We start from the raw sequence: 20,787 nt of genomic DNA, 5'->3' as shown, positions 1-20,787 counted from the left end.
CTTTTTCTTATTTATGTGATAACGCTATGTTGATGGTTGCTCAACAGTTTCTGCGCTATTGCTGTCTGCCGTTGGTGCTTTACCCGTTTTACGTCGGTACTTATCTTCCCAGTAATCTGCGCCTTTAATGCCCAGTGCAACAGGGTTAAATGTAAAATCGGTCACACCACGTTTTTGTTGCTCTTCGTAGTCGTTCAGTGCTTTGAGTGCAGGCTTCGACATAAAGAAGATGATCAAAATACCGATGATGTTTAGCCACGCCATCAGTCCTACGCCTACATCACCCATCGCCCATGCTAAGTTGGCGGTTTTCACGGTTCCGTAGAACACGGATGAAATAATGATGACTTTCAGAATAAACATCAGTCCATTTACTTTGAACGTACGACGAATGTAAGCAATGTTCGTTTCTGCAATGTAGTAGTAAGCCAGAATGGTCGTAAACGCGAAGAAGAATAGAGCGATTGCGATGAATGGTTTACCCACGCCAGGTAGTGCGCTTTCGATCGCCATCTGTGTAAACACAGGACCATTTGCACCAATATCCGCTGGTAGGTTTTGAACCAGGAATGTACCTTCAATCGCACCATTTACGTTGTACGCGCCAGTGATAAGAATCATGAACGCGGTTGCTGAACACACAAGTAGTGTATCGATGTAAATAGAGAAAGATTGAACAAGACCTTGCTGAGCTGGGTGATCAACACTCGCTGCTGCTGCTGCGTGAGGACCAGTACCTTGACCTGCTTCGTTGGAGTAGACACCACGTTTTACACCCCAGCCGATTGCTGCACCAACGCCTGCCATTGGTGTGAACGCGTCACCAATGATCATGCCGAAAATGCGTGGAACCTCACCAATGTTTAGAAGGATGATGACAAACGCAGTAATGATGTAAGCTAACGCCATAAATGGCACAACGACTTGGGTAAAGTTCGCGATACGCTTTACGCCACCAAAAATGATGAAAGCCAAAATGACACAAACAACCGTACCAGTGAAAATTTTAGCAAAACTGAAGGTACCAATAGCGGTTTCAATCATGTCACCTGAGCCAAATGCGGCTTCTACTGCGTTACCGATACTGTTCGATTGAACGCCAGGAAGTAGGACACCACAAGCAAAGATGGTCGCGATAGCAAAGATCCAAGCGTACCATTTTTGTCCCATTGCTTTCTCAATATAGTAAGCAGGGCCACCACGGAACTCGCCTTCGTCTTCTTCTTTATAAATTTGTGCAAGTGTTGATTCTGCGTATGCGGTTGCAGCGCCAAAGAAGGCTACGACCCACATCCAGAATACGGCGCCTGGGCCACCGAAACCGATAGCAGCAGCTACACCAGCAATGTTACCTGTACCTACACGGCCAGACAGTGAAACGGCAAGTGCCTGAAATGATGATATCCCTTTTGTTGAACTCTTCCCTGAAAGTAATAAGCGCCACATCTCAAAGAAGTGACGAATTTGTACAAAACGCGTCATGATTGAATAGAACAAACCTGCGCCAAGGCACAAATAGATCAGTACCGGGCTCCAAATAATTCCATTCAGAAAATCAACTAATGACTGCATGAGTATTTTCCCTGTTAGTTGTGTTTGTGGTTGTTTTTCACACAATACATTACCCTTTATGTAATGCAATTGTTAACTTTTTTAGCTACAAATCCTTTGTAGCGTGATGATGAACACAGAATGGAGAGTAGTTGTTAAAATTTGGTTCTTGTTGCTTATTTGCTCCTTTTAGGTAGAAGATTTGCCTGATGATTAATTATGCAGCACATTGTCATTTAAATGTGCTGCGATTTTGATGAGTTAAAAATGCCAGTGGTTATGCATTTTGTGGAGTAAGTGTCTGCCTGTTTTTTGTTCAGTCATGTCCTCAGGCGTAACGACAAAGGTTAAGCTCCGCATTATCCATCACTTTTGCTTTTTCACCTTTCATTACGCTTGCTAGCAATTGACCTGAGCCACAAGCCATCGTCCAGCCCAGAGTTCCGTGTCCGGTGTTAGTAAAAAGGTTATCGTATTTAGTCGCACCGATAATTGGTGTGCCATCAGGCGTCATTGGCCTAAAGCCGCTCCAAAACTCAGCTTGGCTGAAGTCACCACAACGAGGAAAAAGATCACGGATGACCATTTCGATGGTGTTTTTGCGCTTTTGTGGAAGGGAAGCATCAAACCCTGCTAATTCTGCGGTGCCAGCTACGCGAATTCTGTCATCAAATCGAGTCATAGCGACTTTATAGGTTTCATCCATCACAGTAGATCGAGGAGAGAAGTGTTCATCTTCCATCGGGATGGTGAGTGAATAGCCTTTGACAGGGTAGACCGGAATATCAATATCGAGTTGCTTGAGTAGCGCTGTAGAGTAGCTGCCAGAGGCCACCACATATTGGTCTGCTTTAAATTGTCCTCGGTTCGTTTGGACACCTATGATCTTTTTGCCTACTGTAACCCAATTGCTTACTTCAGTATCGAACTCAAATCGGACACCGTGTGCCTTAGCAAGCTCCGTTAGTTGTTGGCAAAATTGATGGCAATCGCCCGTTTCGTCATCAGGTAGATGCAAGCCACCAACCAGTTTGTCTTTCACAAGTGCAAGCCCTGGCTCTTGTTCAATACATTGTTCGACGTCCATTAGCTTAAATCGGGTTCCGCTTTGTTCAAGGAGCTGCATGTCCTTTTCAATAGCTTGCAGCTGTTGATGTGTTCGGAATACTTGCAAGGTCCCAAACTGACGCCCTTGATACTCAATGGCGTGTTCTTGGCGTAACTGTTCTAAGCAAATACGGCTGTGGTTAGCGATAGAAAGCATGCGAGCCTTGTTAACTTGATAGCGAGGTAGGGTGCAATTCGCGACCATTTTACTCGCCCAGCGGATCATGTCGGCATTCAGGGTGGGTTTGATTTTAAGTGGAGCATGCTCTTCCATTAACCACTTAATGGCTTTAACAGGAACACCAGGCGCAGCCCAAGGTGAAGAGTAACCATATGAGATCTGCCCGGCATTGGCGAAGCTCGTTTCCATGGCACTGCTTGGTTGGCGGTCAATGACGGTAACTTGATAGCCTGCTTGAGATAAATACCAAGCAGAGGTTAAGCCGATAACGCCGCTGCCTAATACGATGACTTCCATTGATGCACTCCACACATTTATCAGAGTGCTCAGTTTCTTTTCTTTACCTTTTGTTAACAATCGATATAAATTACACACTGCGTTTAGAAAAACTATAGGCTCAAGGATGAAAAGTAATCTGATAAGTGGTTTGTGCCTATTTAGCCAAGTCGCGGAGTACAGCAGCTTTACTGGTGCCGCAAGACATTTACACCTCACCACTGGTGCCATAAGCCAACAAATTATTCATTTAGAAGCGTTATTAGGTTTTACTTTATTTGAACGCCACTCTCGCGGTATTCGTTTAACCGTAAAAGGCACTCAGTTACACCAAGCGACGCAGTTTCACTTTTCGGAACTGAGCAAATTGCTTGATGAGCTCAAAGTAGAAAAGCAAACCAATGAAATTCGTTTGAAGTTGACGCCTTCTTTTGCTTTCAAATGGTTAGTCCCAAAGCTCGAAAGCTTCCATCATGATAATCCGGATATCCAAGTACAAATCTTTGCGGAAGGTGCGCTGGTAAATAGTGAGATAAAAGACTATGACGTCGCAATTGACTATGGTCTTCATCCTTATAGAAATGCTAACGCGGAGCTGATTTTGGATGAGCATCTGCTACCGGTGATGAGTCCAAAATACCTTGAGGATCATGGCTGGCTAAAAACGTTGTTTGGTGAGCAAAAAAACTCAATGCCAGTGAAGCAATGGCAAGAGGCGACGCTACTACACGATGCGATGCCATGGGAAAAAGCGACGCGTGACTATGAGTGGCTATATTGGGCGTCAGCGATGGGGTTGGATTTTAAAACCGATATCGGACACTTTTTTAATCGAACGGATATGGCGATGTCTGCAGCCGAAGCTGGCGTTGGGATTGCGATGGCTCGAATGGCATTGATTGAGGATGAATTGACGACAGAGCGTTTGGTTTCTCCATTCAAACCGATTCCTGCCAATGCAGGGTATTACTTGATCATGAACACACGTACGAATGCGACAGAAACGTTTCGTCACTGGTTACTTGGACAGTTGAATTAGCGTTTTATCTCTGTGATTCATCCCTACGTTATTTGTTGAAAAATTGGGCAATATAAGTTTTATAAGCAAGGTAAGTGCTTTGCTTGCCGCTATTTGAGTGATGAAAGACAGGGAAGAACATGAAAGACGAAACGCTATCTATCCATTTTGGTTACGAAACTGACCCGACCACCAAATCTGTCGCGACACCGATTTATCAAACGGTCGCGTACGAGTTTGATAACGCGCAGCACGGCGCTGATCTGTTTAACTTGGAAGTGCCGGGGAATATCTACACTCGCATCATGAATCCGACTAATGACGTGCTGGAAAAACGCATGGCAGCGTTAGAAGGCGGCATTGCTGGATTGGTCGTGAGTGCGGGGAGTGCAGCGATTAACTATGCGATTCTGACGTTAGCGCAAGCGGGCGATAACATCGTTTCTACGCCGCAACTTTATGGCGGTACTTATACCTTGTTTGCGCACATGCTCCCAAATCAAGGTATTCAGGTGAAGTTTGCTAAAGATGACAAGCCAGAAAGTTTGGCCGAATTAATTGATGAAAATACCAAAGCGGTGTACTGCGAGAGCATTGGTAACCCTGCGGGTAATATCATCGATTTAGAACGTGTGGCGGAGCTTGCTCATGCACAAGGCGTACCTGTGATTGTGGATAACACCGTTGCGACGCCAGTGCTTTGCAAACCCATCGAATTTGGTGCGGATATCGTAGTTCACTCTCTCACTAAATACGTTGGTGGGCATGGCACCACATTAGGTGGCGTGATTGTGGATTCCGGTAAATTCCCTTGGGCACAGCACAAAGACCGCTTTCCTGTTTTCAACCAACCAGAACCTTCTTACCACGGCGTGGTGTATACCGAAGCGTTTGGTGAGGCGGCGTTTATCGGGCGTGCGCGTACCGTACCACTGCGTAATACCGGAGCAGCATTATCACCGATGAATGCATTTATGCTTATGCAAGGGTTAGAAACGTTACCGCTGCGTATGGAGCGCCATACCGAGAACACACTCAAAGTGGCTGAATTCTTGGAACAGAATGACAAAGTCAGTTGGGTAAGTTATGCCGGATTGCCAAGTTCTGAACACTTCCATCTCGCCGAAAAATACATGAAAGGTAAGCCTTCTGCGATTTTGTCGTTTGGTTTAAAAGATGGTTATGACGCTGGTGTGCGTTTTTATGATGCTTTGAAAATCTTTAAGCGTTTGGTGAACATTGGCGATGCAAAATCATTGGCTTGCCATCCTGCATCGACGACTCATCGTCAATTGAGCGAAGCAGAACAAAAACAAGCTGGTGTGTCTCCAGAGATGATTCGTTTATCGGTGGGTATTGAACATATTGACGATATTCTAGCCGATTTAGAACAGGCACTAAACGCGTAAAACGATTCTGTTTTTAGCTTTGGGTTACCCATAGGCCAGCCTTTAAAAAAGCTGGCCTATTTTTATTTTATTGTTTAAATATCAAGGGTTTTGGTGTTTTTGGTTTGTGGTATTCCAAAAGCTCATAGAGGGTGAGATTTATTCTCTTGTCACGTTTGGGTTTGTTCCTGATTATGTGTGCAAGTATTACACATTGGAAGGGACTCAAATGTCTTACGTATTTCACCGTCATTGCCATGCCACGCTACCAATCATCGATAGAGGTGAAGGTGTTTATCTATTCGATAAGCATGGAAAGCAGTATCTCGATGCTTGTTGTGGTGCTGCGGTATCAAACCTTGGCCACAGTCATCACGCCGTTAAAAAAGCCATGTTGGAACAGATCGAGCGAGTGCCATTTGCTCATACTGGATTTTTTACTAGTGACAACAGTGAGCGCCTAGCAGAATTGATTTGTCAGCACATGCCTGAACAGTTCAACCATGTGTACTTAGTCAGTGGAGGATCAGAAGCGGTGGAGTCGGCACTAAAAATGGCGCGGCAGTATTTCGTGGAATCAGGTAAGCCAGAGAAAAAGCAATTCATCGCGCGTCAGCAAAGTTATCACGGCAATACCTTGGGGGCTTTGGCTGTCGGAGGTAATGAATGGCGACGTGAACCGTTCAAACCCATCTTACACCCGAGCCATCATATCGCCCCTTGCTATGCTTATCGTTATCAGCAGAGTCATGAGTCGGAATTGGATTACTCATTGCGAGCGGCGAATGAGCTAGAGGCAAAAATTCTTGAGTTGGGGGCTGATAATGTCATGGCTTTTGTCGCCGAGCCCATTGTGGGTGCCACCGCTGGAGCTGTGCCTGCAACGCAAGGCTATTTCAAGCGTATTCGCGAAATATGCGACCAATACGATGTGTTATTGATCTTGGATGAAGTCATGTGTGGCGTTGGACGCAGTGGCAGTTTTTTTGCGTTTGAGCAAGAAGAGGCAGAACCCGATCTGGTGTGTATGGCTAAAGGGCTTGGTGCGGGTTATCAACCTATTGGCGCGGTGGTTGCGAATGATCGAGTCTATCAAGCTATTGCTGATGGAAGCGGTTTTTTCCAACATGGTCATACTTTTATGGCGCACCCTGTGGCGTGCGCTGCTGCCGTGGCGACCATTCAAACCATCTTCCAAGATAATTTGTTAACGGCGGTGAATCGGCAAAGTGCTTTGCTGCGTAATGAGCTTACTTCTGCATTGGCCCATTTACCGTACATTGGCGACATTCGTGGTAAAGGTTTGTTTTTTGGCATTGAGCTGGTGGCGGATCAAGAAAGCAAGGCGCCTCTGAGTAAAGCCACATTGGCAGACAAACGCATCAAACAGCGAGCAATGGAAAATGGCTTAATGTGCTATCCAATGGGCGGAACGATTGATGGCGTTAATGGGCACCATATCTTGCTTGCGCCGCCATTCATTATTCAGCCTCACCATATTGATGAGCTAGTTGGCAAACTCTCATTAACGCTAAAAGAGGTAGCGAAGGAATGGAATTAGAAAATCGATGTATACGAGAGCCTATCGCTATTATCGTGGCCCCAAACGGTGCAAGAAAAACTAAGCACGATCACGCCAGCTTACCCATGACAACAGACGAACTGGTTGCAGAGGCTATCGCTTGTCAAACGGCAGGGGCTGCCATGATCCATTTGCATGCTAGAGACGCCAACGGACGTCATTCATTAGACATCGACGACAACATGGCAATTTACCATGCCGTGAAAGAAGCGGTGGGACAAAACATGATGGTACAGCTCACCACAGAGGCGGTGGGCTTGTATTCTCCGCCACAACAGATGGCGTTAGTTAAAGCTGTGAAACCAGAAGCGGCTTCTTTTGCATTGAGGGAGTTAATCCCTGATCGCGCAAGTGAGAAAGAAGGGCATGCCTTTTTCCATTGGGTGGCAGAACACAACATCGTGAGCCAAATTATTCTCTACGATGCAACCGACATTGAACGTTATTTCCAACTGCGTGATGCGGGCGTGTTACCTAAAACGCATCAGCATGCATTAGTGGTGTTAGGGCGTTATCACCAAGCTCAACAGTCTTCGCCATGGGATTTACGAGGTTTGAATTTGGCGCGTTTTGTCGAGGAAGAAATTCGATGTGCCATTTGTGCTTTTGGCGCGCGAGAGCAAGACTGTTTAGCGAGTGCGATGTTACTTGGATTCGATGTGAGAGTGGGGTTTGAGAATAACCACGTCGATGTGGCAGGCGAATTAGCAATCAGTAACGCGGCTCAGGTGGAAGCTCTACGCGATGTGGCGCATCGCTTTGCTATTCCTTTACACAGTGCGCAAAGTTTGCGTTCAGCTTTGAAGTAAATCTGCTCGCGGAAAAGAAAAAAAGAAGAAAGGAAAGTAAAAAGGCTCCATCAGAGCCTTTTCGGTATTTGTCGTTAGTTCTCAGTTTGCGCTACAGGTTGACGAGCGGGATGTTTGATAAACACCGCGACAACAGCCGCTATCGCTAATGCAAAACAGTAGTAAGAATTGGCAACTACTTCAAGTGGCGATAGGTTGAATACGGAACCTAGCAGCAGTACTTGAGCACCGTAAGGCAACACGCCTTGCACCACGCATGAGAAAATGTCTAACAAGCTTGCTGAGCGGCGAGGAGAGACATTATTCTCTTCCGCCAGTTGGCGAGCAACGCTGCCCGATACAATGATGGCTACGGTGTTGTTTGCCGTACAGCCATTGACCATTGATACCAAACCTGCAATACCTAGCTCGCTTGCACGACTGTTCGCATGCTTAGAGTGACTAGAGCCAAACGCGTGGATAAGGCTACTAACGAAATTTGTTAGAAAAGCAAGACCACCTTGGCGACGCATCAGTTCACTCAAACCACCAATCAGCATGGATAACAAGAAGATCTCTTGCATGTTACCAAAGCCTTTGTATACGTCTTGGGCTAGATTAGTTAGTCCGTAATTGTCAATCGATGCCAAGCTCACGCCGCCAGCCAAAAGAATGCCAATCGACAGAACCACAAACACATTCACACCAGATACCGCTAGGATCAAAATAGTGATGTACGGCAAGACTTTTAGCCACTCAATATCGCCAGTTTCAGGCACTTGAGTCGCGGTACTGTTGAAAGCGAACACTGCAATCGCGATCAACGCCGCAGGTAAAGCAATACGAATGTTCTCTTTAAACTTGTCTTTCATCTCACAACCTTGAGAGCGTGTCGCCGCGATGGTGGTGTCAGAGATGATAGAAAGGTTATCACCAAACATAGCGCCGCTCAGCACAACACCAGCGGTTAACGGTAAGCTCATTCCTGCTGATTCAGCAATCCCCAACGCTACGGGGGCAACGGCTGCGATGGTACCCATCGAAGTCCCCATTGCTGTTGCGATAAAAGCAGAAATCAGAAAAATGCCCGGTAAAATCATGCTGGTTGGAATAGCGGATAAACCAAGGTTCACTGTTGCATCAACACCACCAGAGGCTTTTGCTACCGCAGCAAAGGCACCTGCAAGCAGATAGATCATACACATTGCGATGATGTCTGGGTGGCCAACACCACGCATGAAGTGTTCGATTGAGCGGTTAAGTTTCTCTTTACTTAAAAGAAACGCAATGATGATGGCTGGTAATACCGCGATGGGTGCAGGCAGCTGGTAGAAGGCAAATTCCACGCCTTGCAAAGATAAGTAAGTGCCTACGCCAATAAATAGCGCAAGGAATACAATTAATGGGATCAGTGCGACCGCAGACGGTGCAACTGTTTTAGTAGTTTGTTGGGAACCGGACATGTAAACGACAATGTTAATGATAAGAGAGAAGAGCAGACTAATATCACATTTCTACATTGTCAACGTCTAGACGTCTAAATGGCTGTTTAAATTTTACACGTAAAGAAAAAGATAAAAGCTCGTGTTGCGTATCTCACTGATACCACGAGCTTTAGTTATGCGCTAATGAAGAGACTGTCGTTATTGCATTGATTTGGCTTTTTTGCGTTTAACAATACCTAAAACCATCCACGTAAATAAGACAGCAGCAAATGCCCATACCAGATATTTGTATTCGGTGTACAGGTTGCTCAACACGCTTAAATGTTCAAATGCAAAGTGAGTTAACAAGCTGAATACCAATACCCAAACCGTCGCCGCGAGGGCGTTACCGAGCAAAAACTCTCTACGTGGCATTTTCGCGATACCGCATGCAAGAGGCATAAATTGCTTCATTCCTTCAATAAAGCGGCTGACCACCAAGCACGTAGGGCCGTATTTCTGGATAGTCAATTGAAGCGTTTGCATCTTCGGGCCGGAAATGTAGCCTTTTTTATCTAACCACCCCTCAAAGTAATAACCGATTAAGTAGCCACAGGTATTACCAAAAAAGCAGCTCAGCCACGATACCATCATTACCATACTTAGGTTCATGACTTGTTCTGACGAGAGCAAAGATGCCGCGATCATCAGTGATTGACCAGGCATCGGGATACCTATCCCTTCTAGAAATATACTGACAATCAGCGCAACGTAGCCGTATTGCTCAAGCAAAGGCTTCATTGACATGAGAAGTTCGTTAATATGTTCCAAAAGCTTTCCCCTAATAAAAGCGGAACGAAGTTGGAGTGATACTCCGAATGTCCTATTGGGTCAATTCTTGTTTCTCACCATTGAGAAAAACTGACATGCCTCTGATAATTGCGCAGAATCAACCTGCAGCTGGCTTTACTCGCCGCCACGCTCTTTGGTAGCGGCGAATTAGGGAGATCCTTATGACTCTTTGGCTTTGGTGAATGCGCCATACAAATCAAGGCGGCGATGACGTAAGTTGGTGACAGAGCCTTCGGTATTAAGCTGTTTCAACTTAGTCAAATCAACATCAGCGAAGATTATCATTTCGGTGTTGGCGCTTGCTTCTGTCAAGGTCGCATCGTGTGGGAAATAGATATCCGACGGTGAGAATACGGCAGATTGTGCGTACTGGATATCGACATTATCAACACGAGGTAAGTTGCCGACACTGCCCCCAATTGCAACGTAGCATTCGTTTTCGATGGCTCGTGATTGGGAACAGATTCGTACTCGTTGGTAGCCATTTTTTGTGTCTGTCCAGAAAGGAACGAACACAATTTGTGCGCCTTGCTCGGCGAGCATTCTTCCCAACTCTGGGAACTCGCTGTCATAACAAATCAGTATGCCGACTTTGCCTGCATCGGTTTCGAACACCTGAACATTGTCACCACCGTCGATCACCCAGTCTTTTTGCTCATGGGGCGTGATGTGAATCTTATATTGAGCGTTTATTTCACCATCTCGTTGCAGTAAGTAGGCCACATTATACAACTTGCCATCTTCGATGACGGGCATACTGCCAGCAATAATGTTGATGTTGTAGGTGACTGCCATCTGCGAGAAGCGGTTTTTGATCTCTTCTGTAAAGCTAGCCAAAAAGCGAATTGCTTCGACGGAGTTTTGGTCGTTTTGCAAGCCCATCAGCGGCGCGTTAAAGAATTCAGGGAATAGGGCGAAATCGGCTTTGTAGTTCGCAAGAGAAGAAATGAAGAACTCAGCCTGATCGAGCAAGTCCTCTAAGTCATTCATGGCGCGCATTTGCCACTGCACAACACCAATACGAATCAGCGTTTTTTCTACATCATGTACGGATTGAATATCCTCTTCGTAGAAGAAGTTATCCCACTCCAGCAGAGTTGCGTAGCCTTTAGAAGCACTATCCTCTGGCAAGTAACCGCGCATAATACGTTTTACATCGAAGTCGTTTGCAAGCTGAAAAGACAAAATAGGATCGTGAAGCTCACGGCGTTTTATTTTGTCGATGTATTCAGCCACGCTCAATTCGTCAGCATATTTGTGGTAATTCGGGATGCGACCACCGGCTAAAATTGCTTTGAAGTTTTTACTCCGGCAAAGTTCTTTACGCGCATCATACAGACGGCGACCTAAACGCAGTCCACGGTAGTCCGGGTGAACAAATACATCGAGACCATACATGGCGTCACCGGTCACTTGGTTTTGGATGACGTTGTTCTCGGTGATGATGTCGGTGTATAGGTGAGGAAGTGAAAATCGGTTGTAGTCCACTTTGATTGTTAGCGCTGCGCCGACAATTTTTCCGTTATCCTCAATACAGATTTGTCCATCAGGAAACTGATGAATGAGATCCATGATGGTCAGGCGTGGCCATGAGCCACCAACATCAGGAAAAACAAGGTCCATTAATTCCGCGAGCTCTGGGTAATCGGTCGGCTCAATGGTGCGTAAAGAGAGTCTTGGCGTGTTGCTGTCCATATCCTACTATCCATTTATCCTTTTTAAATAGTATGGATGAGAATGCCATAAATTTGAGCAGACAGATACCGAAGTCTTTGAGTTGTTTTGGTTTACCTAAACGAGCTTAAAGAAATAACATTAACTTAGCTTGCTCTTCAGCCATTCGTGAAACACCGCTACTTTTTTAGCCGAAAGTCGATAATTTGGAATCATCACGTAATAACCATAACCGCTCTGTAAAGAAAGGTTGAGAACATGCTGAATGTCCCCTCTTAAAATCGAATACTGCGCCATAAAATCGGGAAGCAAGGCGAGCCCTTTTCCCATTCTGACAGCTTCGCAAGCTAGGTAAAAATGTTCGACGCCTACAGGTTGATAGGTAACGGGAGATTCTACAGTGTAGACAGCTTTAAATTGCTCCCATAGCTGAGGGCGAGTGATTTGAGGTATAAACGGATAATTACTAACAGCGTGCACACTCTCAATTGCAGGAGCATTTGTGCAACCGACTAATAACAATGTTTCTTCGCACAGTAAGTGGCTGTATTCATAATGTGTGGATAATGGAAGGCAGCGAATATGTAAGTCACTTTCGTTGCTCGAATCTTTGACGTTCCCATCCCCGGTACAGACTCTTACTCGAATGTTAGGATGTTGCTGGTGGAAGTCATCAATATTAGGTATCAACCAAAGGCTGGCAAAAGAAGGGGTTACGTCCACGGTGAGTAATTCTTGCTTTGAATCTGACTGGATTAAGTTGGCAGTTGCATGCTGAATAAGCTCCAAAGCTTCTGTGACTTGCGGCAGATAACGCTTGCCCTCTTCGGTTAACTCAATACCACTCGCCCCTCTTTGTATTAAAGGTAAACCCACCAATTGCTCCAGCGATGCGATTTGTTTGCTTACTGCGCTTTGCGTAATACATAGGGCATCCGCTGCTTTAGAGAAACTGAGGTAATTAGAGACCGCGACAAACGTCCTTAATGCTCGAATAGAAGGGTATTCACTGCCTTTTAACATACTTCTGTTCCATTAAACTCTGCTTAGGCAAAGAGTAGAATATTCACGGCTTGAAGCAAAGTAAGATGCAACGTATGTGTGATTAGCTTCCTTTCTTATAAAAACTAGCTAAGCGTTTTTTGACGGATTAATCTACAAGAGTATTTTAGATGTTTATTTAATTTCTTTGAAAAATCTACAAATTAACAAGAATATTTTTCACATCAGCGATTAACCCCAATTTAGTATTGTTTATATAAAGTAAACAGACAGCTCTTTTTTCTATTTTTGTTCGGCGATCTTTAGAGGATTGTCAGTATTCTATAAAATTAAATATATTTTTCATTAATTTAAAGTTGGCATTGCATTTGCTCTTTACTATTCGAACCTTCAATGGAACTTATATTAGGAGAACGAAATGAAAAGCAATGTTGTTACTTTGATTAGCCTTTTTTCTTTAGCAACGTTTAGTACTTTATCACATGCTGCGGACTCCAACGATCATGGTGTATATGTTGGCGCCAACTACGGTTACTTAAAAGTTGATGGACAAGATGACTTTGATGATGACAGCGATGTTATTCAAGGTTTAGTTGGTTACCGTTTTAATCCTTACTTAGCGTTGGAAGGTGGTTACATTGATTTCGGTAGCTATGGTAATAACCTAGCAAATGCCGAAACAGACGGCTATACAGCGGCTATAAAAGTTACCGCTCCCATTGCTGATCGTGTCGACCTTTACGCAAAAGGCGGTCAAATGTGGTACTCGACGGATTACAACGTTGCGGGCTTCCAAGGCAACAAAGATGATGAAGGTGTATTCGCTGGTGCTGGTGTCGGTTTTAAAGTTACTGATAACTTCTTAGTTAACGCAGAATATATGTGGTACGACGTAGAACTCAATGCGGAGAATGTCGCGAACGGTGCAAACACGGAAACAGACTTTAACCAAGCATCACTAGGTGTGGAATATAGATTTTAATATTGTTAACAACTCTAAGCCCTAATAAAAAGCGAAGCCTAAATAGCTTCGCTTTTTCTGAACTCAATCTAGTTGAGGATAATTGAGCGGTTTTTAGAATAATTGTTAGTGTCTTTTACTGTCACGCTACTATATTTAGAGCATTTCTAACATGACTGTCTAACCTTCTTACTAGTCTCGAAAAACAAAGTTTTATCACTCTATAAGTAATACTCGATAGGTCGATCGCTGCGCTACCTGACATTACATTCATGTGACCTAAAATACCGCGGACGTGTTCTGTATACTCGTTTTTTAGTTTTGAAATGTACGCCATAGCTTTAGCTAGTTGATCCCAAGCAGTAAGGCCTACGGTTGCTATTTGTTGTATTATATGACCCAGACCTGAAATTCTTAGTAAGGTCAAAATTGAAGAGACTATTTTACTTACCCAACCATCAGTCATTCGAGCATTATATCTATTGTTGAAGTCAAGAAATACGTTGCGTTCTAGGTAAGTTTGAGATTTGGGTTGTAGTGCCGACCACTCATTACTTGTAGCGGTATTGACATAACCCGGAACAGATTTTTTTCCTAGTCCATGAGCGCAGAAGTAGATGCCAGAACTTCCATCTAGCCGATACTCAATACCACCGTGAGTAAATGGCCAAAGAGGAGACATAGGAACTGGATCTGCACCATGAGTGCAGCGATATGAAGAATCTAACTCCCTTCTTGCGTATGGTTTAAAGCCAACTTTTGGTGCGCCAAAAGTATATAGGTGTACGCTATAGCCGTACTGACTCTTCACCCAATCTGCCGCTAATGAAGCAAGAGCACCACCTAAACTATGACCTACACAGTGTATTGCCTTCGGTGCTTTCATGTTCTTTTTCGAATAACCAGCGATGTATGCTGCAAGTTGTGGCTTTATCGTATTGAAGAGATTTACAAAACCTGCATGTACCCTGTAACCTGATGAGGTACCTGATATCCCAATGTTTCCATCGGTCATAATGTCGCCGATGTTTGCTTGAGTGCCACGAAAGGAAAATACTAAAGTATCGGTAAACTCGCCCTTACCTCGACCTATCGCTACAAAATCTGATGTCATTCCACCAAATCCCATAAAGCCACTTGTCGTTCCTTTTTTGACATCATTCCTTAGATCAAATGTAAAAAACTTTGCTATATAACCACTAACGTTACGAACATTAGTTGCGAATACAGAATAAGGGATTTCTGCGATTCTAGATGATAGCTTTGGTGAGAGTGATTGCATTCTTTAATTTCCATATAAATCAGAGTCAATATATCCAAATAAATCACATTGACTATTTACGTAGTAGTCATCGTTTTCGTCATCATCAATTGAAAAAGCAAAGTACTTAAGAGGGTTTGCTGCATCACAGACTAGATTAGCCATATTGTTTTTTACGTAATCCTCTATTTCATAGCCATCGAACGAACCTTCCCAAATAATAACGCTTTCATCAATATCTAGTTCTGTGGTTAAAACAATAGTTACATAATGTTCAATAAGCGGGATCTTAACGCTCTCTTTGTTCTCATACACAGGAGAAAATTCAAACCGACCATTGCTGTCAGTAAATGTTGATAAGTCTATTGATTTTCCTGAAGCGCTTAAACCAATACTAAGACTAACCTTTTGGTTATCAATCGGCTTCCCTTTTTTTGTTAGCACACCATTGATTTGTGGTGTGTATTGGTTAACTTTATCGCTATTCAATATACTCTCTCCAAAACTCATATTAATGCTCAACAATATGATTGTAATAAATCCAACTAAGTAATTTCTCACATCGACTTTTTTCATTTTAAAAATCTATAAATGTATATGTATTGTGTGTTTTTACAATATTTAATGCTAACTATGTGATTCGTACTGCATTGCCCTTGTAACTTGTGAATTTGAAAATTACATTTTTAGATTTATGTTTATCTACTTGACCGATTTTTATTAGCATTAATAAAGTTTAAATCTGGAATACTCAGTCTACGCTAACCTTAGGTAGTTATATTGTATTGGATTTTTTAGGCTTTCATCAGGTAATGTGGAAGCAAAATAAACGAGAGCTATCGAATGGGAAAGAGCTCTATAAATACTAGGTTTCAGACAATGAAATCGTATTGAAAATAGTTAATTAGTCGCTTGCTCAAGAGGTGTTTTTATTACTTTACATCGTAATGCTAGATTGACTTGATAATTTATTTTTCCGCCAATTGTGATAACCAAGAACAAAAGAAAAGGCTTATTGAGTATCTTTTGATGGTTAGTGATAAACCCAAATTGTTCAACTTTAACCCATCATAATTCTATAACTTAGATTTAGCACTCGTAGTTGTTGATACCCCAAAAACTTAGAACACTTTAAATCGAAGAGCATATAGTACACACTTTTTGTCCTTGAATGAGTTCTTCTGAACTTCCATGTGTTTTTGGTGGTGTATTTATGAGCGTATCGCCTGTTACTTAATACTCAACGAGTTTTTAAATCGGTGTACGTTCAGAGTTATGCAGTAATGCTCGTGAAAAGTTATCAGGTAGCATGAGTGCGTGAGAAAAGAAGACAATGTGGATAGTGGATAGTGGATAGTGGGTTGTTGATACAAAAAAGGCCACCCGAGGGTGGCCTTTTCCAAACGTTTGGTGGGCTGGCGGGAGTTGAAATGGTTTCTCACTTTTCATAAATTCAGTAACTTATAACGATGTTACCAATTTGGTGTTGCATCAAATGTTACATCAATTTCCTGCTTAAAAAGGAACTGAACCCGCGTCCATGTATTCCTAAATCATTTAAAAATACTAGCTTTTTATAGCAATTCAATCTAAATAAATAGGGCTGATACTGAGCATTTTACCCATCCTCACCATCCATTAATAGCGATTTTAACGCATCGGGAGAAGAAGGGAGTAGTCCGACTTTTAAGCCAAATGGTTTGAATACCTTGTTGAGAATCTCTGTATTGTAGCTGCCCCGATCATTCTCTATATCTGAGAGTGTTTTTCTTGAAACACCGACGAGTTTTGCGAACACATCCTGTTTGAGTCCCAGTATATTAATACGTAAATATTTCAACGCTTGACCTTGCGTAAGTTTACCAAGCAAGAGTTGCTTGATGGTTTTGCTTGCCTCGGTTTTGCGTTCTGATGGACGAGTGGAGGGGGCGATTTTTGAGACTCTCTGATTTATTGAAGTTTTGGGCGATGTATTAACTACATATCTCTCTGATATCTCGTGAGGTGCATCTCGATTGGCCCTTAAACGAGCTATGACTTCTTCTACAGACTCTCTTTTTTCTGGAGCACTTTTATTCATAGCAGCCTCGCTTCATCAGATCCTCTAAAGCTTATGAATTAGTTATTAATGTTATGAGTAAAAAATTACTCATAACATTGATTCTTAGATGTTAATGAGTATTTTCTTACTCACTTAGCTTTTATCTAGATCTCTGAGGTGATCAAGTAAGTATTCTGTGTAGTAAAGCGGCATCACGATGTGCTCCTTCTCTGTTGCTGGAGAGCCTTGAGTACCTGTAAGTTTGATTGTCTTGTGGGGGTTGCACTTCTCGATGTAGGATTGCAATGATTTCGCACGGGTTCGCTTACCACTCTTTACTTCTACAGGCACAATTCGACCTAGGTCATCAGCGATAATGAACTCTATCTCTGCTCTTGCGTCTCCCCAAGAGAAACTTGGTTCAATACCTAGCGCAGCGATTTCCTGTTGAACATAGTTTTCGGCGACATATCCCTTGTATTCATAGCCTTGCTGTTTGATTTCACGGTAACCAGTGCCGAGCATATGGTTCAATAGCCCGACATCAAAGAGAAACAGTTTAACCGTATTTTCCTTCTGATAAGCAGCTAAAGGAGAACGAGGCTGTCCTTCAATAGGATGATTTTTTAAAGCAAGCCGACACTTGTGAAGCCATGTGATCGCACTTTCATACTCAGCATAGCGAGACTTGCGTTCGTGAACTCCCTTGAATTTAAACCGTTTAACGGAGTCGTCGAATACCGAAGATAGTTGAGCGGGAATGCTTCGAAATACTGATTCGATTAGCTGTGCATCCACTTTTCCAGAGTACTTTCCGAAATCACGCATGTAGCCCTCAATTAAGTTCCTATGGACTTCAGACACGGCTTCAATGCGTTCAATAATACTGAGTTCTGAGTTTTCGAACCATGAGTTTACGGCTTCAGGCATGCCGCCAACAAAATAATAGTCGGTCAGTAGTTCGATTAATTTTGTATGAGCTGCTGGAGAATTCAGCTTTTGGTCAAATGCTTTTTGCAGTGCTTTTTCTCCAGATGCCCACAAGAATTCCCTGAAAGTCAGTGGCCTTAAATTGTGTTGCTCAACTTTTCCAACGGGAAAGGACGTGAGCAATCCGATATTTGAACCACTAGCAGCAACATAAGCTTTGGGAGCCTTTTCTGCAAAGTACTTAAGAGAGGTGACCGCTCTTGGACATTCACCAATTTCATCTAAAATAAGAAGATCTGTCGATGGTTCGAAGATTTCTCCTGTTAAGAGTTCAATGTTGGTGATGATGTCATCAGGGTTTAGAGAGCCTGAAAAGGCTTCCATTAACTCAGGGCTTTCTAGAAAATCGATTCTTAGGACATTTTCGAATGTACTTCCTAATAGTTCCTGCAATAGGAATGTTTTACCAGTTTGTCTAGCACCGTCAATCAGCAAAGGCTTCCTTGTCGGCTTGTCTTTCCAGGTGAGTAGGTTTTCAAGTAGTGTTCGTTTCATCTAGCCACCTCAGTTAAAGTGCTTATCTGGTCGATTGTTTATTACATAAAAATGCGCAATAAAATGCAAGCGTTAACATTTAAATGCGCATAAAAATGTATTAAATAACACTTTTATGCGCGTAAAAGTGTTATGTGTGTATTTGTGCGAATGATAGTGTTGGGATTGTGAAGGGAGGTGATGAATCTATGCATCATTTCTGATTGGTTGCTTGGCAAGGTGATCAATTATCGCAGCGAGAAAGCCCTAACGGACTTTCAGATGCCGAAGTTTCTTGCTGTCTAGCTCTTATAGGTAATAAGCTTTATTAGTAAGTAATCCACTAGTTAATAAGCTGACAGAACCCTTGGGGTTAGAAATGAATGTGGTACTACCGTCAGCGATCACTTTCTCTACAGCATCATGTTGATGCCCTGCAACCCAATACCTAGCTCTTGAGATCAACTCATTACTCAACCCTGCATGATAATACGGAGCATAATCGTTGCTGGCATTTTGCTCGAAAGCAAAAGCTTCTTTAGATGGAAGGTGGTGAGATATTGCTATATCAACTTTCTCTGGAAAGTTGTTAATGAATGCTTTGTGCTGCTCTTCAATCATTTGATGGCTGATGTACTTTGTATCATTCATCAGTTCTGAGTACGCATCAATCAGTGTAGACGAGTATGTGTGAATAGGAAACCAAAGAGTTCCCCCATAAATGCTATATCCATGTAAATCAATTGACTCATTATTCAAAAAGAACAGGTTTTCAGTTGTATCACTATGAGCCTTAAGCTTGGCTAGTACGGAACCCCTAGAATCTTTGAGAACGTCAGAGTTAGCACTAGATTTGCACCCAACGGACGTACTTCTATGGCGGTAGGATTTACTCTTATTGCTATACCATTCATGGTTTCCTGCAATCATTATCACAGTCTTAAAGTGGCGGCAAAGTACATTCTTCACATACGCCATGCCTAAGAGGCCGTTCGCTGTGTCACCTGCAACGACTAAAGTGGCTTCGTTATCGAAGCTATACCAGAAATCACGGCGTATTCCGTGAATGTCGAGATGCAGATCGGAAACAACGTAAAACTTCAAACTATCATGACCTTAGAGTTGATTGACTTCTCCATGGTACAGTGTTTTTTTAGATTAGAGAAGTGAGCACATACGCTAAGTGCTTTAACATCAGTAGCTTAAAGTGAAACCTCCATGGAAGACAATGATTGGACGCTTTGTTTGATTTTTCGGCACTAAGATTTAGACACTAACTTTTAGTGTCTAAATCTTAGTGGTTTATAACTGTCTGAAATTAATCGTTTTTATTGTAAAAAGTTAAGATTTTTTGCTGAGGAAACTTCTCAGAGGCTGGCGAGAGTGTAATTGTGCTACAGCCGTGTGTACGGCAGGCATTTTTATGAGCGAGGCTGATATGAAGAACGAGGCTAAGGCTACAAGAAGTGATAACGAGCAAGCCGAATCAAAGGATAGTAAGGTTACGCTAAATGGACTTCTTGACTTGCTTGATCACGCTATCTTTACAAATACTGATAAGCTAGTTGAAGTAACTGAAGCCCTCAAAATAGAACTGGAAGAGATCATTGATGGCTATCAAGTTGGCCTAGACGGAAAGTATCAAGAACAATCACCATTCGAGTCTGCACAGCATGAAGCTGTGCTACCCAAGCGGCATGCGCCGCAGTAACGAGTGTTCGGTATCATGCAAGATAGCCTTCTTGCAGTGTATTCTCTAATTCTTTGCCGAGAATAATCTCAAAGTCAGTAAATACAGCAATAGGGCGGCAAGCGTTGCCTTTTTCCTCTAACTGGATGAATCCTTTTGATGATAAGTCGTCGAGAGTTCGTGAGAGTTCGCGGATATGATGACCGCTAATCTCCGCAAGCTCAGCTAGACTTTCAGGCTTTTCTCTATTGATCAGCAGCATTAGTTCGATATTCTCATTACACAGTAGCTTTGAGGCTTCATTTAGTGACGTGAACCAAAGCGTCGGTAGATGCTTGTTATGGCTAATGTTGCCTGCGGCCACACTAATCATATGCCTACGAATGAGATCTTCCGATGCAACCCCAATGCGAGCTTTCATGGGTATCCTTCTCAGAATGAAGTAACGGAACCCTAGTGTATACGACGCTGTTCTGAAAGAAAAAGTGGATAGTTATATTCGCTATGCGAATGGACGCCATTTTCAT

18 protein-coding genes are annotated in these 20,787 nt (G+C 43.1%); 6 read left to right on the top strand and 12 right to left on the bottom strand.

Features of this window, described 5'->3' with window-relative positions; genetic code table 11:
* Positions 1-24: 24 nt before the first annotated feature.
* Positions 25-1,572 (bottom strand): alanine/glycine:cation symporter family protein, encoded by a 1,548-nt coding sequence (locus R8O70_RS07990; protein WP_005381681.1) that lies wholly within the window; start codon positions 1,570-1,572, stop codon positions 25-27.
* 307 nt (positions 1,573-1,879) lie between these two features.
* Positions 1,880-3,136 (bottom strand): D-amino acid dehydrogenase, encoded by a 1,257-nt coding sequence (locus R8O70_RS07985; protein WP_047102136.1) that lies wholly within the window; start codon positions 3,134-3,136, stop codon positions 1,880-1,882.
* Between the two features lie 106 nt (positions 3,137-3,242).
* Here R8O70_RS07985 and R8O70_RS07980 point away from each other — a divergent pair, with 106 nt between their 5' ends.
* The 4 genes from R8O70_RS07980 (at position 3,243) to R8O70_RS07965 (ending at position 7,912) form a co-directional block, all read left to right on the top strand.
* Positions 3,243-4,154, top strand: coding sequence for a LysR substrate-binding domain-containing protein (locus R8O70_RS07980; protein ID WP_137281744.1), 912 nt, complete (start codon positions 3,243-3,245; stop codon positions 4,152-4,154).
* Positions 4,155-4,273: 119 nt separating this feature from the next.
* Positions 4,274-5,542, top strand: a complete 1,269-nt coding sequence (locus R8O70_RS07975) for an O-acetylhomoserine aminocarboxypropyltransferase/cysteine synthase family protein (protein WP_005381677.1) — start codon at positions 4,274-4,276, stop codon at positions 5,540-5,542.
* A 208-nt stretch (positions 5,543-5,750) separates the two neighbouring features.
* Positions 5,751-7,082 (top strand): aspartate aminotransferase family protein, encoded by a 1,332-nt coding sequence (locus R8O70_RS07970; RefSeq protein ID WP_318184129.1) that lies wholly within the window; start codon positions 5,751-5,753, stop codon positions 7,080-7,082.
* Positions 7,073-7,912, top strand: coding sequence for a 3-keto-5-aminohexanoate cleavage protein (locus R8O70_RS07965; protein ID WP_047102133.1), 840 nt, complete (start codon positions 7,073-7,075; stop codon positions 7,910-7,912). The genes R8O70_RS07970 and R8O70_RS07965 overlap by 10 nt, the downstream gene beginning before the upstream one ends.
* 74 nt (positions 7,913-7,986) lie before the next feature.
* On the opposite strand, the gene R8O70_RS07960 is transcribed toward R8O70_RS07965, so the two are convergent.
* The 4 genes from R8O70_RS07960 to R8O70_RS07945 all read right to left on the bottom strand — a co-directional run bounded on the left by R8O70_RS07960 (position 7,987) and on the right by R8O70_RS07945 (position 12,864).
* The gene (locus R8O70_RS07960; protein ID WP_017635705.1) at positions 7,987-9,354 is read right to left on the bottom strand and encodes a Na+/H+ antiporter NhaC family protein; all 1,368 of its coding nucleotides are present in this window, start codon (positions 9,352-9,354) and stop codon (positions 7,987-7,989) included.
* Between the two features lie 180 nt (positions 9,355-9,534).
* Positions 9,535-10,122, bottom strand: a complete 588-nt coding sequence (locus R8O70_RS07955; protein ID WP_005383738.1) for a DedA family protein — start codon at positions 10,120-10,122, stop codon at positions 9,535-9,537.
* Between the two features lie 204 nt (positions 10,123-10,326).
* Complete coding sequence (locus R8O70_RS07950; protein WP_005381670.1) at positions 10,327-11,862, bottom strand: bifunctional GNAT family N-acetyltransferase/carbon-nitrogen hydrolase family protein; 1,536 nt, start codon at positions 11,860-11,862, stop codon at positions 10,327-10,329.
* Positions 11,863-11,982: 120 nt separating this feature from the next.
* Positions 11,983-12,864 (bottom strand): LysR family transcriptional regulator, encoded by an 882-nt coding sequence (locus R8O70_RS07945; protein ID WP_085569924.1) that lies wholly within the window; start codon positions 12,862-12,864, stop codon positions 11,983-11,985.
* Positions 12,865-13,261: 397 nt separating this feature from the next.
* On the opposite strand from R8O70_RS07945, the gene R8O70_RS07940 reads away from it, so the two are divergent.
* Positions 13,262-13,825 (top strand): porin family protein, encoded by a 564-nt coding sequence (locus tag R8O70_RS07940; protein WP_138940408.1) that lies wholly within the window; start codon positions 13,262-13,264, stop codon positions 13,823-13,825.
* A gap of 121 nt (positions 13,826-13,946) precedes the next feature.
* Here R8O70_RS07940 and R8O70_RS07935 read toward each other — a convergent pair whose 3' ends face one another.
* The 5 genes from R8O70_RS07935 to R8O70_RS07915 form a co-directional block, all read right to left on the bottom strand.
* Positions 13,947-15,086, bottom strand: coding sequence for a lipase family protein (locus tag R8O70_RS07935; protein ID WP_025768873.1), 1,140 nt, complete (start codon positions 15,084-15,086; stop codon positions 13,947-13,949).
* Between the two features lie 3 nt (positions 15,087-15,089).
* Entirely contained in the window at positions 15,090-15,641 is a 552-nt protein-coding gene (locus R8O70_RS07930) for a DUF6795 domain-containing protein (protein ID WP_225466667.1), read from the bottom strand.
* 1,042 nt (positions 15,642-16,683) lie between these two features.
* Entirely contained in the window at positions 16,684-17,145 is a 462-nt protein-coding gene (locus tag R8O70_RS07925) for a helix-turn-helix transcriptional regulator (protein WP_025795024.1), read from the bottom strand.
* 114 nt (positions 17,146-17,259) lie between these two features.
* Positions 17,260-18,591, bottom strand: a complete 1,332-nt coding sequence (locus tag R8O70_RS07920) for an ATP-binding protein (RefSeq protein ID WP_031415399.1) — start codon at positions 18,589-18,591, stop codon at positions 17,260-17,262.
* A gap of 288 nt (positions 18,592-18,879) precedes the next feature.
* Positions 18,880-19,674: a metallophosphoesterase gene (locus R8O70_RS07915; protein ID WP_031415402.1), complete on the bottom strand. Its 795-nt coding sequence runs from the start codon at positions 19,672-19,674 to the stop codon at positions 18,880-18,882.
* Positions 19,675-19,993: 319 nt separating this feature from the next.
* On the opposite strand from R8O70_RS07915, the gene R8O70_RS07910 reads away from it, so the two are divergent.
* Positions 19,994-20,281, top strand: a complete 288-nt coding sequence (locus tag R8O70_RS07910; RefSeq protein WP_025506926.1) for a hypothetical protein — start codon at positions 19,994-19,996, stop codon at positions 20,279-20,281.
* Positions 20,282-20,294: 13 nt separating this feature from the next.
* On the opposite strand, the gene R8O70_RS07905 is transcribed toward R8O70_RS07910, so the two are convergent.
* Positions 20,295-20,681, bottom strand: coding sequence for a hypothetical protein (locus R8O70_RS07905; protein WP_005392195.1), 387 nt, complete (start codon positions 20,679-20,681; stop codon positions 20,295-20,297).
* Positions 20,682-20,787: the final 106 nt, after the last annotated feature.

The organism is Vibrio sp. 779(2023), assembly GCF_033344285.1.
GTDB lineage: Bacteria > Pseudomonadota > Gammaproteobacteria > Enterobacterales > Vibrionaceae > Vibrio > Vibrio alginolyticus.
Note: the sequence above shows the minus strand (reverse complement) of the source record. Positions and strands in the feature narration are given on the sequence as shown.

Excerpts from the sequence above, each read along its gene's own strand:
- R8O70_RS07955 (WP_005383738.1), bottom strand. The coding sequence starts at position 10,122 with ATGTCAATGAAGCCTTTGCTTGAGCAATACGGCTACGTTGCGCTGATT.
- R8O70_RS07925 (WP_025795024.1), bottom strand. The coding sequence starts at position 17,145 with ATGAATAAAAGTGCTCCAGAAAAAAGAGAGTCTGTAGAAGAAGTCATA.
- R8O70_RS07910 (WP_025506926.1), top strand. The coding sequence starts at position 19,994 with ATGAGCGAGGCTGATATGAAGAACGAGGCTAAGGCTACAAGAAGTGAT.
- R8O70_RS07960 (WP_017635705.1), bottom strand. The coding sequence starts at position 9,354 with ATGTCCGGTTCCCAACAAACTACTAAAACAGTTGCACCGTCTGCGGTC.
- R8O70_RS07950 (WP_005381670.1), bottom strand. The coding sequence starts at position 11,862 with ATGGACAGCAACACGCCAAGACTCTCTTTACGCACCATTGAGCCGACC.
- R8O70_RS07940 (WP_138940408.1), top strand. The coding sequence starts at position 13,262 with ATGAAAAGCAATGTTGTTACTTTGATTAGCCTTTTTTCTTTAGCAACG.
- R8O70_RS07965 (WP_047102133.1), top strand. The coding sequence starts at position 7,073 with ATGGAATTAGAAAATCGATGTATACGAGAGCCTATCGCTATTATCGTG.
- R8O70_RS07920 (WP_031415399.1), bottom strand. The coding sequence starts at position 18,591 with ATGAAACGAACACTACTTGAAAACCTACTCACCTGGAAAGACAAGCCG.
- R8O70_RS07935 (WP_025768873.1), bottom strand. The coding sequence starts at position 15,086 with ATGCAATCACTCTCACCAAAGCTATCATCTAGAATCGCAGAAATCCCT.
- R8O70_RS07905 (WP_005392195.1), bottom strand. The coding sequence starts at position 20,681 with ATGAAAGCTCGCATTGGGGTTGCATCGGAAGATCTCATTCGTAGGCAT.
- R8O70_RS07990 (WP_005381681.1), bottom strand. The coding sequence starts at position 1,572 with ATGCAGTCATTAGTTGATTTTCTGAATGGAATTATTTGGAGCCCGGTA.
- R8O70_RS07945 (WP_085569924.1), bottom strand. The coding sequence starts at position 12,864 with ATGTTAAAAGGCAGTGAATACCCTTCTATTCGAGCATTAAGGACGTTT.
- R8O70_RS07975 (WP_005381677.1), top strand. The coding sequence starts at position 4,274 with ATGAAAGACGAAACGCTATCTATCCATTTTGGTTACGAAACTGACCCG.
- R8O70_RS07980 (WP_137281744.1), top strand. The coding sequence starts at position 3,243 with ATGAAAAGTAATCTGATAAGTGGTTTGTGCCTATTTAGCCAAGTCGCG.
- R8O70_RS07985 (WP_047102136.1), bottom strand. The coding sequence starts at position 3,136 with ATGGAAGTCATCGTATTAGGCAGCGGCGTTATCGGCTTAACCTCTGCT.
- R8O70_RS07930 (WP_225466667.1), bottom strand. The coding sequence starts at position 15,641 with ATGAAAAAAGTCGATGTGAGAAATTACTTAGTTGGATTTATTACAATC.
- R8O70_RS07970 (WP_318184129.1), top strand. The coding sequence starts at position 5,751 with ATGTCTTACGTATTTCACCGTCATTGCCATGCCACGCTACCAATCATC.